The sequence below is a fragment of the Ralstonia sp. UBA689 genome, assembly GCF_002298975.1.
Lineage (GTDB): Bacteria > Pseudomonadota > Gammaproteobacteria > Burkholderiales > Burkholderiaceae > Ralstonia.
This window is the reverse complement of record NZ_DBMV01000039.1, coordinates 1-15,972: the sequence shown is the minus strand read 5'-3', so window position 1 is coordinate 15,972 and position 15,972 is coordinate 1. Positions and strand designations below refer to the sequence as shown.

At 65.0% G+C, this 15,972-nt stretch carries 17 protein-coding genes; 5 read left to right on the top strand and 12 right to left on the bottom strand.

Annotated features, from left to right (window positions below):
- Positions 1-8 precede the first annotated feature (8 nt).
- The 3 genes from kynA to kynB are packed head-to-tail and all read right to left on the bottom strand — an operon-like array spanning position 9 to position 2,819.
- Positions 9-893 carry a tryptophan 2,3-dioxygenase gene (kynA, locus tag B4F51_RS18215; RefSeq protein WP_296227855.1) on the bottom strand — a complete coding sequence of 295 codons (885 nt, stop codon included), beginning with the start codon at positions 891-893 and terminating at the stop codon, positions 9-11.
- A 1-nt stretch (position 894) separates the two neighbouring features.
- The gene (gene kynU, locus B4F51_RS18210) at positions 895-2,148 is read right to left on the bottom strand and encodes a kynureninase (protein ID WP_296227853.1); all 1,254 of its coding nucleotides are present in this window, start codon (positions 2,146-2,148) and stop codon (positions 895-897) included.
- Between the two features lie 41 nt (positions 2,149-2,189).
- Positions 2,190-2,819, bottom strand: coding sequence for an arylformamidase (gene kynB / locus B4F51_RS18205; protein WP_296227851.1), 630 nt, complete (start codon positions 2,817-2,819; stop codon positions 2,190-2,192).
- A 159-nt stretch (positions 2,820-2,978) separates the two neighbouring features.
- On the opposite strand from kynB, the gene B4F51_RS18200 reads away from it, so the two are divergent.
- The gene (locus tag B4F51_RS18200) at positions 2,979-3,503 is read left to right on the top strand and encodes an Lrp/AsnC family transcriptional regulator (RefSeq protein WP_296227850.1); all 525 of its coding nucleotides are present in this window, start codon (positions 2,979-2,981) and stop codon (positions 3,501-3,503) included.
- 73 nt (positions 3,504-3,576) lie between these two features.
- A complete protein-coding gene (locus B4F51_RS18195; RefSeq protein WP_296227849.1) occupies positions 3,577-3,783 on the top strand; it encodes a DUF3079 domain-containing protein in 207 nt (68 codons plus the stop codon).
- A 10-nt stretch (positions 3,784-3,793) separates the two neighbouring features.
- Here B4F51_RS18195 and B4F51_RS18190 read toward each other — a convergent pair whose 3' ends face one another.
- Entirely contained in the window at positions 3,794-4,360 is a 567-nt protein-coding gene (locus B4F51_RS18190) for a flavin reductase family protein (protein ID WP_296227848.1), read from the bottom strand.
- A gap of 185 nt (positions 4,361-4,545) precedes the next feature.
- Between B4F51_RS18190 and msrA the strand changes: the two genes are divergently transcribed.
- On the top strand, positions 4,546-5,106 hold the full coding sequence (msrA, locus tag B4F51_RS18185; RefSeq protein ID WP_296227847.1) for a peptide-methionine (S)-S-oxide reductase MsrA: 561 nt from the start codon (positions 4,546-4,548) through the stop codon (positions 5,104-5,106).
- 13 nt (positions 5,107-5,119) lie between these two features.
- Here the strand turns inward: msrA and B4F51_RS18180 are convergent, their stop codons facing one another.
- The 4 genes from B4F51_RS18180 to B4F51_RS18165 form a co-directional block, all read right to left on the bottom strand.
- Positions 5,120-6,205: a DUF72 domain-containing protein gene (locus tag B4F51_RS18180; RefSeq protein WP_296227846.1), complete on the bottom strand. Its 1,086-nt coding sequence runs from the start codon at positions 6,203-6,205 to the stop codon at positions 5,120-5,122.
- Positions 6,206-6,209: 4 nt separating this feature from the next.
- Entirely contained in the window at positions 6,210-7,442 is a 1,233-nt protein-coding gene (locus tag B4F51_RS18175; RefSeq protein WP_296227845.1) for an SAM-dependent methyltransferase, read from the bottom strand.
- Between the two features lie 212 nt (positions 7,443-7,654).
- Positions 7,655-8,293: a pyridoxamine 5'-phosphate oxidase gene (gene pdxH / locus B4F51_RS18170; RefSeq protein ID WP_296227844.1), complete on the bottom strand. Its 639-nt coding sequence runs from the start codon at positions 8,291-8,293 to the stop codon at positions 7,655-7,657.
- 90 nt (positions 8,294-8,383) lie between these two features.
- Positions 8,384-10,615: an AsmA family protein gene (locus B4F51_RS18165; RefSeq protein WP_296227843.1), complete on the bottom strand. Its 2,232-nt coding sequence runs from the start codon at positions 10,613-10,615 to the stop codon at positions 8,384-8,386.
- 83 nt (positions 10,616-10,698) lie between these two features.
- On the opposite strand from B4F51_RS18165, the gene B4F51_RS18160 reads away from it, so the two are divergent.
- Positions 10,699-11,601: a tRNA threonylcarbamoyladenosine dehydratase gene (locus B4F51_RS18160; RefSeq protein ID WP_296227842.1), complete on the top strand. Its 903-nt coding sequence runs from the start codon at positions 10,699-10,701 to the stop codon at positions 11,599-11,601.
- 9 nt (positions 11,602-11,610) lie between these two features.
- On the opposite strand, the gene B4F51_RS18155 is transcribed toward B4F51_RS18160, so the two are convergent.
- The 4 genes from B4F51_RS18155 to trxA all read right to left on the bottom strand — a co-directional run bounded on the left by B4F51_RS18155 (position 11,611) and on the right by trxA (position 14,039).
- On the bottom strand, positions 11,611-11,934 hold the full coding sequence (locus B4F51_RS18155; protein ID WP_296227841.1) for a thioredoxin family protein: 324 nt from the start codon (positions 11,932-11,934) through the stop codon (positions 11,611-11,613).
- A gap of 99 nt (positions 11,935-12,033) precedes the next feature.
- Positions 12,034-12,438, bottom strand: a complete 405-nt coding sequence (locus tag B4F51_RS18150; protein ID WP_296227840.1) for a bacteriohemerythrin — start codon at positions 12,436-12,438, stop codon at positions 12,034-12,036.
- An 81-nt stretch (positions 12,439-12,519) separates the two neighbouring features.
- On the bottom strand, positions 12,520-13,185 hold the full coding sequence (locus tag B4F51_RS18145) for a DsbA family protein (protein WP_296227839.1): 666 nt from the start codon (positions 13,183-13,185) through the stop codon (positions 12,520-12,522).
- Positions 13,186-13,193: 8 nt separating this feature from the next.
- Entirely contained in the window at positions 13,194-14,039 is an 846-nt protein-coding gene (gene trxA / locus B4F51_RS18140; protein ID WP_296227837.1) for a thioredoxin, read from the bottom strand.
- Between the two features lie 185 nt (positions 14,040-14,224).
- On the opposite strand from trxA, the gene B4F51_RS18135 reads away from it, so the two are divergent.
- On the top strand, positions 14,225-15,931 hold the full coding sequence (locus B4F51_RS18135; protein ID WP_296227836.1) for a long-chain fatty acid--CoA ligase: 1,707 nt from the start codon (positions 14,225-14,227) through the stop codon (positions 15,929-15,931).
- The last annotated feature ends 41 nt before the right edge of the window (positions 15,932-15,972 follow it).

Sequence of the window (15,972 nt, the reverse complement as noted above, 5' to 3'; positions counted from 1 at the left end):
TGCATCGATTACAGATCGGTGCGCAGCTTCCACAGCTCCGGAAACAGCACCACGTCCAGCATCTTGCGCAGGTAACCCACGCCTTCGGTGCCGCCCGTGCCGCGCTTGAAGCCGATCACGCGCTCCACCGTGGTCACATGGCGGAAGCGCCATTGGCGGAAGGCGTCTTCCAGGTCGACGAACTTCTCGGCCAGTTCGTACAGCTCCCAGTGGTGCGTCGGGTCGCGGTAGACCTCCAGCCACGCGGCTTCCACCGAAGCGTTGTACGTGACCGGGCGCGACCAATCACGCTCGACGCAGTCTGCATCGAAGCTGAAGCCGTGGCGCGCCATGTAGCGCACGGCTTCGTCATACAGCGACGGCGTTTCCAGCGCGGCTTTCACCTGCGCGTAGTGCTCGGAGCGATGCGCATGTGGCTGGAGCATCGCCGCGTTCTTGTTGCCGAGAATGAACTCGATCTCGCGGTACTGGTACGACTGAAAGCCCGACGACTGCCCCAGGTGCGGGCGCATGGCCGAGTATTCCGGCGGCGTCATCGTGGCGAGCACGTTCCACGCCTGCACGAGTTGATCCATGATGCGCGACACACGCGCCAACATCTTGAATGCGGGCGGCAGGTTGTCGTTGCGCACGCAGTCGCGCGCGGCGCGCAGTTCGTGCAGCATCAGCTTCATCCACAGCTCGGTGGTCTGGTGCTGGACGATGAACAGCATCTCGTTGTGATCCGGCGAGCGCGGGTGCTGCGCGTTCAGGATCTGGTCGAGCGCGAGGTAATCCCCGTAGCTCATCGACTGCGAGAAATCCATCTGTGCGTTGTGCCAGCGCTCGCCCTGGGCGCCGTGCACGGGGCAGCCCGATGCGACGGGCTGGGCGGGTTGAATCGTGTCAGTCATCTCAGGTCACCAACGTACGTTCGTTGAATTGGGCCGATTGCCATGTGCCGGTTTCCAGCACGTCGCGCAGGATTTCCACGGCATCCCACACGTCGGCAAAGCTCGTGTACAGCGGCGTGAAACCGAAGCGCATGATGCGCGGTTCGCGGTAGTCGCCGATCACGCCGCGCGCAATCAACGCCTGCATGACGGCATAACCATTCGGGTGTTCGTAGCTGACGTGGCTGCCGCGCACGGCATGGTCGCGCGGCGTGGCGAGCGTGAGCGGGAAGCCTGCGCAGCGCGTTTCCACCAGCGTGATGAACAGATCGGTCAGCGCGAGGGACTTGGTGCGCAGCGCGGTCATCGAGGTCTGCGCAAAGATGTCGAGGCCGCATTCCACCATCGCCATCGACGTGATCGGCTGCGTGCCGCACAGGAAACGGCCGATGCCCGCGCCGGCGTCGTAGCGCGATTCCATCGCGAACGGCCGCGCGTGGCCCCACCAGCCAGACAGCGGTTGCCAGAAGCGCTCGCGCAGCTTCGGAGCCACCCACACGAAAGCCGGCGAACCCGGGCCGCCGTTCAGGTATTTGTAGGTGCAGCCGATGGCGTAATCTGCGCCGCCCGCGTGCAGGTCCACCGGCACCGCACCGGCCGAATGCGCCAAATCCCAGACTGCCAGTGCGCCGTGCTGGTGCGCCAGCGCGGAGACGGTCGCCATGTCGTACATGTGGCCGCTCTTGTAGTTCACGTGCGTGAGCATGGTGACAGCCACATCGTCGCCCAGTGCCGCTTCCAGTTCGTCCGGCGAGTCGATCAGGCGCAGCTTGTAGCCGTCGCGTAGCAGGTCGGCCAGGCCTTCGGCGATGTACAGGTCAGTCGGGAAGTTATGCGTTTCCGAAACGATGATCTTGCGGGCTGGCGCGTCTTCTCGCTGCACACGCAGCGCGGCGGCGAGCACCTTGAACAGGTTGATCGAGGTGGTGTCGGTGACGACCACCTCGTCTTCGCGCGCGCCAATGAGTGGAGCGAGTTTGTTGCCCAGGCGGCGCGGCAGTTCGAACCAGCCGGCAGAATTCCAACTGCGGATCAGGCCGTCGCCCCATTCGCTGGCGATGACTTCCTGCGCGCGGGCGAGCGCGGCTTTCGGGCGGGCGCCGAGCGAGTTGCCGTCCAGGTAGATCACGCCGTCGGGCAGCGCGAAGGCGTCGCGCAGCGGGGCGATCGGGTCGGCCGCGTCGCGTTCGAGGCAGGTGTTGCGGGTGATGGTCATGGTGAACGTGGGGGCGAAGAAATCGGTTGCGGTTCTGTGGGTCAGGGCAGGCGGCGCAGCACGGCGCGCACGGGGCTCGCATCGAGCGTGGCGAACTTGAGCGGCAGGGCGATCAGTTCATAGTCACCGGCGGGCACCTCGTCGAGCACCAGCCCTTCGAGGATGGCTAGGCCGTGCTTGCCGACAGCATGGTGCGCGTCCATGGTCTTGGAGGTCTGCGGGTCCAGCGAGGCTGTGTCGACGCCGATCAGGCGCACGCCGTGCGCAGCCAGCAGTTCGATGGTCTCGGGCGCGATGGCGGGGAACTGGTCGTCCCACGTGGTCTGCGGCATCCGTGCGTAGGTGCGCAGCAGCACGCGCGGCGGTGTCCCGGCCAGCGCTTCGCGCACGTGCTCCGGCTCGACACGTGCGACACCCACGCAGTGGATGACGCGGCAGGGGCCGAGGTAGGCGTCCAGCGGCACTTCACCAATCGGAGCACCGTCCGCGCGGTAATGCATCGGCGCATCGGCATGCGCGCCGGTATGCGGCGACAACGTAATGCGCCCGACGTTGACCGGGCAGTCCCCTTCGAGCTTCCACGCAATTTCCTGCGAAAACGGCGTGTCGCCGGGCCAGGTGGGCGTGGCGGTCGAGAGGGCGGGGCTGATGTCCCACAAAGTGCGTTCCAAGGCGGCTCCCGGGCTGAAATCGCGTGTCAAAAAGCATGAATCCGTGCCGAAATGATAGGGAAATCCGCGCGCAATGGGTTTGCATATTCGTGCGTGTGATTTCGTTGGATTCGCATAAAATGCAATTCTTAGACGAAATCACACAATCTACTGCGACATATGCAACTGGATACCACCGATCTGCGCATTCTCCAGGTCTTGCAGCAGGACGGGCGCATCAGCAACCAGGACTTGGCCGAGCGCGTGGCGCTATCTCCGTCGGCATGCTTGCGGCGCGTGCGGATGCTGGAAGAGGGCGGCGCCATCACTGGCTACCGGGCGCAATTGGGGCGGGAGGCGTTGGGGCTGGAGCTGGAGGCCATCGTGCAGGTGTCGATGCGGCAGGACGTGACCGGCTGGCACGAAACCTTCATGGCCGCCGTGCAGAGCTGGCCCGAGATTGTCGCGGCCTACATCATCACCGGGGATTGCAATTACATCTTGCGCGTGCAGGCGCCCAACTTGCAGCACTACTCAGAGTTCATCATCGAGCGGCTGTACAAGACGCCGGGCGTGATGGACATCCGCTCGAACATCGTCCTACGCACCATCAAGGACCGCGAAGGTGGGTTGTCTCTGTTGATGGATGCGCGCGGTGTGCGGCCGCTGGAAGCCAGCACGGGCAAGCGCGGCAAGGCTGGTTAGTTTCTGACGCGGATCAATCCCCTACTGGCAGCATGCTTGGATAGTTGGCCTGTGTTGTCGACCGGAGCCGGTCATGGCCAAGAAATTTCCGCTGCACCCCGTACACCCCGAGCGCATCTGCTGGGGCTGCGACAAGTATTGCCCGACCGATGCGCTGGGCTGTGGCAACGGCTCGGGCCGTACCCAGCACCCCGCCGAACTGCTCGGCGACGACTGGTACGAATGGGGCGATTGGGGGATCGATGCTGAGGCCCCGCGCAAAGCGGCCGACCCCACATGATGCGCTGGGCTTACTTGCCGATCTGCGTGAGCGACGAGAACGCGCCGCGATGAAACACCAGCGGCGCGCCGTGCGGATCGACCACGCCGCAGCGCTCGACTTCGCCGACGAAGATGACGTGATCGCCCTCGTCGTAGCGGCTGCGGTTATGGCATTCGAACCACGCCAGTGATTGCGCGAGGATGGGCAGGCCCGTCGGGCTCGGGTAGTAGTCCACATTGGCGAAGCGGTCGCCCTTGAGCGTGGCGAAGCGCTTGCACAAGTCCAACTGTTCTGCCGCCAGGATGTTGATCACATAGTGCGAGCCGGCATGGAAGAGCGGAAACGAATTCGCCTGCGTGCCCAGGCTCCACAGCACCAGGGGCGGATCGAGCGACACCGAATTGAACGAGCTGGCCGTTACGCCCACGAACGCCGGCTTGCCCGGTCCACCTTCCGAGCGTGTGGTGACGACCGTTACGCCGGTGGCAAACTGGGACAGTGCGTGCCGAAAATGCGCGACATCGAAATCAGGCGGGGCGGCGCGGCCATGCGCCGACGGCTCGCGCGCGGAAGATTCGCTGTCGCGCGCATCCATGGGAATGGCTCCGTGGTGATCCATGCAAACAATCTAGAGTGATGGCCCAATTGTAACGGACGCCCCCATAGGCCGCCCGCGCGTAGGGCTTTGCGTGATGCAGCGCACATATGTCAGCGCTCGTGTCAGGATAGGCGCCCCCGGCCGACCAATGGCAGCCTAATCAACCTAGCAGGAGAGTCCAAATGACCGAACAAAGCGCCCTTGAAACCGCCGTCCTGGGCGGAGGCTGCTTCTGGTGCCTGGAAGCCGTGTTCCAGCAGGTGCAGGGCGTGCGCGGCGTGGTGTCCGGCTATGCCGGCGGCCATGTCGATCGGCCCAGCTATCGCGCGGTTTGCAATGGCGACACCGGCCATGCCGAGGTGGTGAAGGTGACATTCGACCCGGCGGTGATTCCATACCGTGAGATCCTCGACATCTTCTTCGCCATCCACGATCCGACCACACCGGACCGCCAGGGCAACGATGTCGGCCCGCAATATCGCTCGGCCATCTTTGCGCAAACGCCCGAGCAGTTGGCGATAGCCCGCAGCGCCATCGATGATCTCGGCGCCAGCGATATCTTCGAAGCCCCCATCGTGACGGAATTGGTGGATGCCAGCGGCGACAAGGTGGCCTTCTGGCGCGCGGAGGAGGAACACCAGAACTACTTTCGCGACCACCCGGCGCAGGGCTACTGCGCATTCGTCATCTCGCCCAAGGTGGCGAAGTTCCGCAAGCAGTTTGCGCACCGCCTGCAAGGGTAAGGCGGGGCAGAGGTTAGGCTGCGTCCGCCGGCAGGCGCGCGGCGATGGCCTCGGCCAGCTTGATGCACGACAGCGGTGACGATCCCTCGGCCTTGTTGCTGACCAGGATCGTCACTTTGCGCCCTGCCGCCAGGGCGGCGACCGCCATGTCGGCCAGCGTCTCGCGCGAGAACGGGTCTTCGTCGACCAGTTTGTCGAACGGCTTGTAGGCGGCTTCGGCTTGCGCGTAGCGATAGCGGCTGTTCAGGTTCCAGCGCACGACTAGTGGTCCACCTGCGCCTTCATCCAGCAACGCAACGGCAGCAGCCTGCCGGTCAGCCGCCGGCATCCGCTCGTGCAGGCCGACGCAGTAGCGCACGCCGGCCGCGCGCAGCATCTTGATGAAGCGCGGCGTGAGCAGCGTGGCGTCGCGCAATTCCACGGCATAGACCGCATCGGGATTGAGCTGCGGGTCGATTGGCGGCAAGGCGGCGAGGAAGGTTTCGAGCCGTTCCACAAAGCCCAGCGCATCCTCCGCCAGTGCGCCCAGCGGCGAGAGCTGGAACACCAGCGGCCCGCAGCGCGTGCCCAGCCCGCGCATGGCCGGGTCGACAAAGTCGCGAATGGCAAATTCGGCATTCAGAAAGGCAGGGTTGGCCATGCGCCCGCGACCGTCCGATTCGCGAATCCACGCGTCACACACAGCAGCCGGTGCCTTGACGGCAAAGCGGAAGTCCTCCGGCACGCTGGTCGCGTAGGCTACGTAGTCCGCCAGCGGAATCGGTGCATAGAAGCCGCGGTCGATGCTGACCGTGCGTAGCAGCGGGTGCTTGGCATACGCCGCCAGCCCCTTGCGCGCGAGCATCGAGCCGGAATACGTCCCCGCATAGACCAGGCCATCCCACCCCGGATACGACCACGACGATGTGCCGATGCGCAGCCCGCGCGGCAGCCGCTGCGCGAGCGCCGCTACCTCGGGCGCAACCGTGGCCGGCTGCACGCCCTGGCGGGTGGAAGAACGCTTGGGTTTGGCAGCGGGATTGGCGGGTTCGGCGGCCGAATTGTCGCTAGGTGCGGGCGGCGCGCCGAACAGATCGTCGATGGAGGAGCTGGCGGTCAACTGGTCACGCGTAGATATAGCGGCGCGACCACGGGATCGATGTCGCCGACTTGCCGGCCTTCTGCAGGACGGTCTGGAAGATCGAGATCTCGTCGGCGTCGAAGGCATGTGCGCAACCGGCCAGGTAGACGCGCCAGATGCGGTATGTCTTCTCGCCGACCATCGCGCGGATGGTCTCGCCGTTGGTCTCGAAGCGCTCGGCCCAGTGCTCGAGCGTGCGCGCATAGTGGCGGCGCAGGCTTTCGACGTCAAGCGCTTCCAGTCCGCCTTGCTGGGCGGCTTCCAGCGCCAGCGAGATATGCGGCAGTTCGCCCTGCGGGAAGACGTAGCGATCGATAAAGTCGCCGCCGCCCAACGAGCTTTCGCCGCCGGCCGGGTCGGACGACGTGATGCCATGGTTCATGGCGACGCCGCCGTCGGCCAGCAGGTCGTGCATGCGGCGGAAGTAGCCCGGCAGGTTCTTGCGCCCGACGTGCTCGAACATGCCGACGCTGGTGATGCGGTCGAACTGGCCGTTGAGGTCGCGGTAGTCCTGGATGCGGATTTCGATCTGGTCTTGCAGGCCGGCAGCGCGCACGCGCTCAGTGGCGAGGTCGAACTGATTTTGCGACAGCGTCACGCCCAGACAGCGCGCACCGTACTTCTGCGCCGCGCGCAGCACCAGCGCGCCCCAGCCGCAGCCGATGTCGAGCAGCGTCTGCCCGGGCTGCAGGCGGATTTTGGTTAGGATGTGGTCGATCTTCTTGAGCTGCGCCTCGTCGAGCGTTTCGTTACCGTTCTCAAAGTAGGCACAGGAATAGACCATGTTCTGGTCCAGCCACAGCTTGTAGAAGTCGTTAGAGACGTCGTAGTGGTACTGGATCGATGCCTTGTCGCCTTCCTTCGTATGGGCGAAGTGGCGTACCACGCGGGCCAGCGCATTGCCGCTGCTGCCCACGGCAACGGCGGCCAGGCCATAGCCGACGTTGATGATGTCGGCCAGCTTGCCGTCCAGGTCGATCTTCTCCTGAACGTAGGCTTCGCCGAGGTTGTTGAGCGTGGGGGAAAGCAGCAGCGGCAGGGCGCTGGCCTCACGCACGGTCAGCGTGACGCGGGGTTGCTCGAAACGGCCGAGCTCGTATTGATCGCCGTTCCACAGGCGCAGGCGCACCGGGAGGTTGGCAGACTCGCGGATGTCCTTGATCCACTGTTCAAGCTTGCCGTTGATCTTGCGGTCAATCGCCTGTTGGAAAAACATGTCGACGCCTCCCTGATGTGCACGATATCGGGGCAGCCATCGGATTGCCGCCCGAACGCATCACATTAGCTTACGACAAACTTTCCCATGGTGCTGTGCGGGTCATGCGGGCAGCACGCGGTGTCTTCCTGACGGCAGCAAGCGCCGTGCCGTTATGCCGCAACGCGCAATAAATCATTGCACGCCGGCATCCGGCTGCCGGAGCAAGGGGATCAGGGGGCGAGGCGGACGATTTTCCAGCCACCGTCCGCCTGCCGCTGATATTCCAGCCGATCGTGCAGGCGCGACGGGCGGCCTTGCCAGAACTCCATGCGCTCAGGCAGCAGACGGTAGCCGCCCCAGTGCGGCGGGCGCGGCGGGGCGTCGCCAAAGCGTTCGCTGTATTCGGCTTCGCGTGCTTCCAGCGTGGCGCGGTCGGGCACCTCGCTGCTTTGCTCCGATGCCCAGGCCCCAAGGCGCGAGCCCAGCGGGCGCGAATGGTAGTAGGCGTCGCTCTCGGCCTCCGTCACCTTCTCGACGATGCCCTGGATGCGCACCTGGCGCTCCAGCCCGATCCAGTGGAACAGCAGCGCCGCGCGCGGATTGGCAGCCAGTTCGTCGCCCTTGTGGCTGGCGTAGTTGGTGAAGAAGGTGAAGCCGCGCTCGTCCAGGTTCTTGAGCAGGACGATGCGGGCCGAGGGCTGCCCGTGCGCATCGACGGTGGCCAGCGACATGGCGTTGACTTCAGCCACCTCGGACTTGAGCGCTTCATCGAACCAGCGGCGGAACTGGCGCAGGGGGTTGGCGTCGACGTCGGCGATGTCGAGCGAGGCACGGGCGTATTCGGTGCGGATGTCGGCGATGGAAGTCATGGTGCGTGAGCGGTGCACAGCGGTGCAAGAGGCGAACGGGCCGAGTATAGACAAGCTGGCCGGCCCCTGTTTGCGCGGCGTCAACCGGCATCAACCGCCGCTGGTGTGCGGATCGCGCGCGGGCGGTGCGACGGTGGTCGCGGAGGTCTTGGCGTCGGCCGCGGATACCTGGCTCGGCTTGCCGTTGCGGTACGTCTTGCCTGGCGGTGGCGCGGTTGGGCGCTGGCGCACATCGGCCAGCAGCTTGCCGCACGTACTGTCCGGCGCGGGTTTGAGTTCCAGTACCGGCAGCACCGCCGCCACCGGTGCGGCAAACGCCAGCGCCACCGCGCCGCCGGCACGCAACGCCACCACCGCCGGGTTGATCGACACGTCCGGATGCTTGTACGTGCCCTTCACATACAGCGGCGTGCGCAGCGAGAACACGCGCAGCCCCTTCGAATCCGGATGGATGGTGAAGTCCAGCGCCTCCTGCTTGAAGCTGGTCGCGCCGGTCACGTCGATGACGGCATCCTGCGTATCGACCAAAAACGTGCGTGCCCGCGCCAGCCCGTCGCTCACGGCAAAGTCGCCAGCCGCGCAGTTGATGGTGACCTGCTTGTCGCCAAAGAGCTTGGTGAGGATCACGTTGCCGACGTTCAGTCCCATGGCTTCGAGAATGAACTTGCTGATGGTGCCCTGCTCGACGAGCACCTTTATCTCGCCGTTGGACGAGCCGAGCAAGGCGGCGACCGAGTTGCCGGTGGCGGACAGCTGCGCGTCGCCGTTGATCGTGCCGACGCTGGCCTGCATCGATTCGATTTTGGGGAAGAGCTGCTTGATGTGAAAGCGGCGTGCCGCCAGCGCCGCGCGAGCCTGCATCGGCGTGGCGTTGCCGTCGAGCTGGATGTTGGAGGTGAGCGCGCCGCCAGCAACGCCGAAGTTGAGCGGGTCGAGCGTGAGCACAGCATCCTGCAGCTTGACGTGCGTGACGAGGTGGTCGATCGGCAGGTCGGCGCTGTGGACGATGCGCTCGCCGGTGAACTTCACGTCGGCATCGATGGCGTTCCAGCGGTCGGTGCGGAAGGGCTCGATGGGCAGCACCTTGTCGGCGGGCTGGTGTACGGCCTCGTCGCCGGGTTCGTTCCGTTTGGCCTTGCTGGCGTTGGAATCGGCGCCGATGATCGGGGCCAGGTCGGCAAACAGCAGTTGGTGCGAGACCAGTTCGCCGCTCAGTTGTGGGCGGGGCTCGCGCATGGCGAAGGTAAGCGTGCCGCCGAGGTCGGAGCCACCCACGCGGCCGGTGAATTTTTCGTAGCGCCAGTTCGAGCCCTGTTTGCGCAACTCGCCAATCAGGCGCCCGCGCGTGTCAAATGGCGGCGTATCCGGCAGCACCACGCCAGTCAACGGATACAGGTGCGCCATGCTTGCGCCCGACAGGTGCAGGCGCAGATCCAGCGCCGTGAGGCTGGCCGGATTGGTGAGCGTGCCAGCCAAGTCGATGCGCGTCTTACCGATCGTCACATCGGCCTGCAGCGGGTAGGGGCGGCGTGCATCCTGCAAGCGCAGCACGCCGCCGGCCTTGCCGCTGCCGTTGATGGCGGCGTTGTTGTACGTGCCCTTGACCGTCCAGGCGATGCCGTAGGGCTGTTGCGGATCGGGCGCGACAGGCGTCTTGGCGACTGCGCCGGAAGCTGCAGCCGCCAACGCTGTCGGCACCACCGGCGGCTGCTCGTCGCCCTTGATGGTGGTGCCGTTGGCTGCGGTGTAGAGCGCCTGGTTGTCGACCGTGTCGATCGTCGCGGCCAGGTGAATGCGTTTGATGTCGTCATCCAGCGCCAGCGAGCCCTTGCTGAACGCGATCTCGCGCAACTCCAGTTTCCAATTTGAGGGCTGCTTGTCGCCGCCGGCGAGATCGAATGTCCAGTTGTTGCGGTTCTGCTTGTCGCGCTCCAGCGCGATGGTTGGCGTGTCGAGTGTCACGCTCGGGATGACGATGCGGTGTGCCAGCAGCGGCAGCGCTTCCAGCACGAAGGTGAGCTGATGAACCGTTGCCACATGCGGTTGTTTGGTCCAGTCAGGGTTGCCGATGGTGATGTCGTTGGCAATCAGGCGCGGCCACGGCACATAGGCGCGCCAGCCTGATTCGCCCTCGGGCTTCTTCCAGGTGAGCACGAGATCGCCATTGATGGCGAAGGGCCGGCCGATGGCTTGGGATACGTGATCGTTCAGGTAAGGCTTGGCATGGCTCCAGTCGAACGTCAGCACAAAGATGACCGCCGCCGCTACGATGACGACGGGTGTGATGACCAGTCCGAGGGCGAGCTTGCCGGATGTACGCATGGGTTTTGTTGTTGGTGTGACACGTAAAAATCCGACTTGCCGCGTTGTTATATAGTTCGGCGCAGTTCCGATTCAATTGTGTCATGAGCCAAGTAGCAATCAGCGCGCCCGCGCACCCGCCCATCCTGGATGACGAATACGCACGCCGGTTTGGCGGCGTCGCACGGCTGTACGGCCCGCAGGCGCTGGAGCGTTTTGCAGCGGCGCACGTGTGCGTGATCGGCATCGGCGGCGTGGGTTCGTGGGTGGCTGAAGCCCTGGCGCGCTGCGGCGTCGGCAAGCTCACGCTGATCGACCTCGACCACATCGCCGTTTCCAACACCAATCGTCAGATCCACGCGCTGGGCGATGCCTACGGCATGGCCAAGGTCGATGCCATGGCCGAGCGCATTCTGCAGATCAACCCGCGCGCAGAGATCAGCCGCATCGATGATTTCGTCACCGTGGACAATGCCGAGACGTTGCTCGGCCATCCGTTCGACTACGTGATCGACGCCATCGACGCGGTGAAGGTGAAGACCGCCATCGTGGCGTTCTGCAAGCGCACCGGCAAACGCGTGGTGACGTGTGGCGCAGCGGGTGGGCAACTGGACCCGACACGCATCCGCGTGACAGACCTCTCTCGCACGATCCAGGATCCGCTACTGGCCAAGGTGCGCGGCAATCTGCGCCGTCAGCACGGCTTCCCGCGCGACCCCAAGGCCCGTTTTGGCATCGATGCGGTGTATTCGGATGAGCCGCTGCGCTATCCGGAACCCGAGCAGCAGGCGTGTGCCGTTGAATTGCCGGTCGAATCGAGCCACGCGGGCATCGACGATCTGGCAGCGGCAGGGGAGATCGAAGTGGTCAATGCCCCGCCGGCGCCGCAGCCGTCGCAAGGCCCGCAAGGGCTCGCCTGTGCGGGCTTCGGGTCGTCCGTCTGCGTGACGGCCGTGTTCGGGATGGTGGCGGCATCGACGGCGCTGCGAGTGATCGCAGCCGTCTAGCTGCTTGCGCTATTGCGGGATGAACTGGTCCAGCTTTTCCCGGATCTTGTCGGCGTAGACCCCCGACCACTCCTCACGCGGCTGGCTGTTGGCGAAGACCACGAAAGCCGGCATGACCGACACGCCGTACTTGGCCGCGGTGCCCTCGTTTTCATCGAAATCCATGGTGACGAAGGTGGCGCGCCCGGCGTAGTTCGGCTCCATCTTCTCGAGGCTGGCCACGGCAGACTGGCTCGGGTGACTCCACTCAGCGGCGAAGCACACGACCACTGGCTTGCTTTGCGAGGCGTCGATCACGTCTGACTGAAACGAGGCATCGTTGACGGTCTTCATGGGCACTCCTTGCCGAGGTGGGAAGGCCAGCGCGACGCTGGCCGCGCAGGGGGAGCCTTCTGACTCTAGGGCAGGACGATGCCGACCGACAACCCGCGTTCAGTCGACGTGCGCGGCGCTGCCCAATTGCGCCAGATACGTCGTCATCATCCGGTCCATCACATCCACGTGCTGGGTAAACCACTCGGGTAGCTCAGCGACTAGGCGGCGGCCTAGCTCCATCTCCCCAGCAGCGGCGCGCTTGCGCACTTCGCGGCACAGGGCCAGCACGTTGTCGTGCTCGTTGCGGTGGCAGTGGCGCGGGGGGAATTCCGCCGCATCCATCCACGCGTTCTCCTCGCCGAAGTGCACTTCCGTGTGCGCGATGAAAGCGTCAAGAGCGGGAATGAACTCGGCGTCCGAGGTATCGGCGACGGCATTGAGCAGCGCGCAGAACTCGGCGTGGTTGGCATCGGTGGCGGCGTCTCCGAGGTGGAGCGCCTCAGACCATTCGATCACGGGCATGACGGGCGGAGGTGTGAGGTGGACGAGCCCGTCAGCTTACGCGACGGTCGCCGTGCCCAGGTTTGACGCCGGGCAAACGCGTTAACCGGCGTCTGGCGCGGGATGCTGCTGCATCACTTCCACCGCCCGCGCGTACAGCGCCACCGATGGCGCATAGCCGCGCCCGATCTGGTACAGCGTGTTGCCTTGTTCGGCCAGTAAGCTCGGGAAGCCGTTGATGCCCCAGCGGCGCGAGAGGCGAAAGTCTTCGCGCGTCTCGTTGCGCAGCGCTTCCGTGTCGAATACCGCATCGAAGTGGGCCGCGTCGATGCCGCTGGTGATGGCCACCTCGCGCAGCACGTCGGCCTGCGTGGTGTTGCGGCCTTCGGCGTAGAAGGCACGCTGCACGGCATGGAAGAGGGCGAGCAAGCGCTCGTCATTCTCGCCCCAGTGTTCGCGCGCCATGACGACGGCGCGGCAGGCAGGCTCGGTGTCGTAGACAAAGCCCTCGCGGCGCATGGCTACCTCGGGGGACTGGTCGAACGGCATGCCGCTGCGCTCGGCCACGGCGTGCCAGTGGTGGAGGATCTCGTCGCGCTTCTCGTCCGGCAGCGGCTCGCGCTGGCCAGGGCGCAGCCCGCCGGTGATGAGCGTAACGGGCATCGACGCGCCCAGCGTATCGGCCAGCCGCTTGCGCAGGTCGGCAAGCTGCGGACCGAAGCCGTAGCACCACGAGCACATCGGATCGGCCACATAGATCAATCGCATGGTGCGTCCTAGTTCAGCTTGGAGGCGAGTTGCCGGCGCCAGTGCGATACGGCCTGCGGCGCGTCACGCATCATGTCGAATACCGACACCATGGTTTTGCGCGCGACGTCGTCCCGGAAGGCGCGGTCGCGTTCAACGATGGCGAGCAATTGTTCCAGCGCAGCTTCGTACTGCTGGCCGGCGATATGCCGCTGGGCCAGGTCCAGGCGCGCCTGCAGGTTGTCGGGCTCGGCTTGGACGAGCGTCAGCAGGGCGTCGATACCGGGCAATGCGCCGGCTTGCTCGGCCGCCTTCAGGCGCGTCTGCAGCGGGGCGTAGCGCTCGTCCTGCGGCGCCTTGGGCGAGAGCAGCGCAAACTCGTTCTGCGCTGCCCGCACGTCGCCGGTGTCAAGTAGCAGGTTGACGAGCTCGAAGCGTGCCGCGTCGAAGCCGGGGTCGAAGGCCAGCGCGTTCTGGAATGCCTCGCGCGCATGGGCGATCTCGCCGGTCTGGTGCGCGGCCAGCCCTTCGCGGTAGGCCACGTCGGCCGGCTGCGGAATGACGCGGTCCAGGAACGCGCGCAGTTGCCCCTCGGGCAGCACGCCGACGAACTGGTCGACGGATTTACCATCTACGAAGGCCACCACATACGGGATGCTGCGCACGTTGAAGTGTGCCGACAGCTCGGGGTTCTCGTCCGAATTGACCTTGGCAAGCTTCCACTTGCCTGCGTATTCGGCTTCGAGCTTTTCCAGCATCGGGCCAAGCGTGCGGCAGGGGCCGCACCACGGCGCCCAGAAATCGACCAGTACCGGCACTTGGCGAGATGTTTCGATCACTTCTTGCGCGAAATTCTGCGAGGTGACGTCGCTCATTGTCGGGATTCTCCTGGGAAAGGCTGCCGGCGGGGTATGCCGGCAAGGCATTGGGCATTCTACGTGGGGGCGCATCGAGGCGTTTTCACCGCCGCAAAAATCTGTGTCCTGACAACGGTTGAAAATAGAACGATCGTTCGGATACCATCCGGTAAAAACAACAGACAGATTTTCGGAGACACGCTATGACACGACCACACTTCCAGTTCTGGCCGCGGCGGCTGCCGCACAACATCAGCTCGCCGCAAACGAGCCTTTGGTACAACCTGGAAGTGTCGGCACGACGCTTTCCGGACAAGGACGCGATCGTCTTCTACGGTCGCCACACCTCGTTCCGGGAACTGCACGACGACGCGCTCGCCGTGGCCGGCTGGTTGCAGCAGGTGGCGGGCGTGCACAAGGGCGACCGCGTGCTGCTGTACATGCAGAACTGTCCGCAGTTCATTGCCGCGTACTACGGCATCCTGCGGGCCGACGCGGTGGTCGTGCCGGTCAACCCGATGAACCGACCGGAAGAGTTCAAGCACTACATCACCGACGCGGGTGCCGCGACGGTCATCTGCAGCGCAGACCTTGCCCCCTTTGTGATGGCGGCCAACGATGAGCTGCCCGAAGCGCAGCGCACGCGCCACCTGCTGGTCACGTCCTATGCCGACGCGCTGCCGGCCGCCTACGAATACCCCGAAGACGCACCGCCCGCGTGGATTACCGCGCAACATCCGGTGCAGCCCGGCGCCGTGGCCTGGACCGACATGCTGGCCCAGCGTCATGCTCCTGGCCCGCACACCGCTGGCCCGGATGACTTGGCCGTGATGCCGTACACCTCGGGCACCACCGGCTTTCCGAAGGGCTGCATGCATACGCACCGCACCGTCATGCACAACGTCGTGGGTGGCGCGCTATGGTCGGGCTCGACGATGGAAGGCGTGAGTCTGTCGATCATCCCGCTGTTCCACGTGACCGGCATGCAGTACGGCATGAACGCGCCGATCTACATGGGCTCCACTGTGGTGATGCTGCCGCGCTGGGACCGTGAGGTGGCTGGCCGACTCATCTCGCGTTACAAGATCACGCACTGGACGAACATCCCCACGATGGTGATCGACTTTCTGGCCAGCCCCCAGCTGGCCGAATTCGACCTGTCCAGCCTGCGCTACATCGGCGGCGGCGGCGCCGCGATGCCGCAGGCGGTGGCGCAGCGCCTGCTGCAGGATTTCAACCTCGCCTATCAGGAAGGTTACGGTTTGTCGGAAACCATCGCGCCCACGCACAGCAACCCGGCCGAATATACCAAGCAGCAGTGCCTGGGCATTCCTGTCTTCAACACCGATGCGCGCGTGGTGGACCCACAGACGCTCAAGGAGCTGCCACCGGGCGAGGTGGGTGAAATCATCGTCAGCGGCCCGCAGGTCTTCCTGGGTTACTGGGGCAAGCCGCAGGCCAGTGCCGAAGTCTTCATCGAGTTCGAAGGCAAGCGCTTCTTCCGCACGGGCGATCTGGGCAAGATGGACGAGGAAGGCTACTTCTTCCTCACTGATCGCCTCAAACGCATGATCAATGCGTCCGGCTTCAAGGTCTGGCCGGCCGAGGTGGAGAGCCTGCTGTACAAGCACCCCGACGTGCAGGAAGCCTGCATCATCGGCACGCGTGACGCGTATCGCGGCGAGTCGGTCAAGGCGGTGGTGGTGCTCAAGGCTCATGCCAAGGGCAAGACCACCGAAGACGACATCATCCACTGGGCGCGCGACAACATGGCCGCCTACAAGTACCCGCGCGTGGTGGAGTTTGTCGATGCGCTGCCCAAGTCCGGTACGGGGAAGGTGATGTGGCGCACGCTGCAGGAGCAAGAGAACGCCAGGAACGAGGCCACCGAGAAACCGGCGGCAGCCTGAAGACGAAGGGGCCTCACAGGGCCTAATGCCGTTCAGTTAAG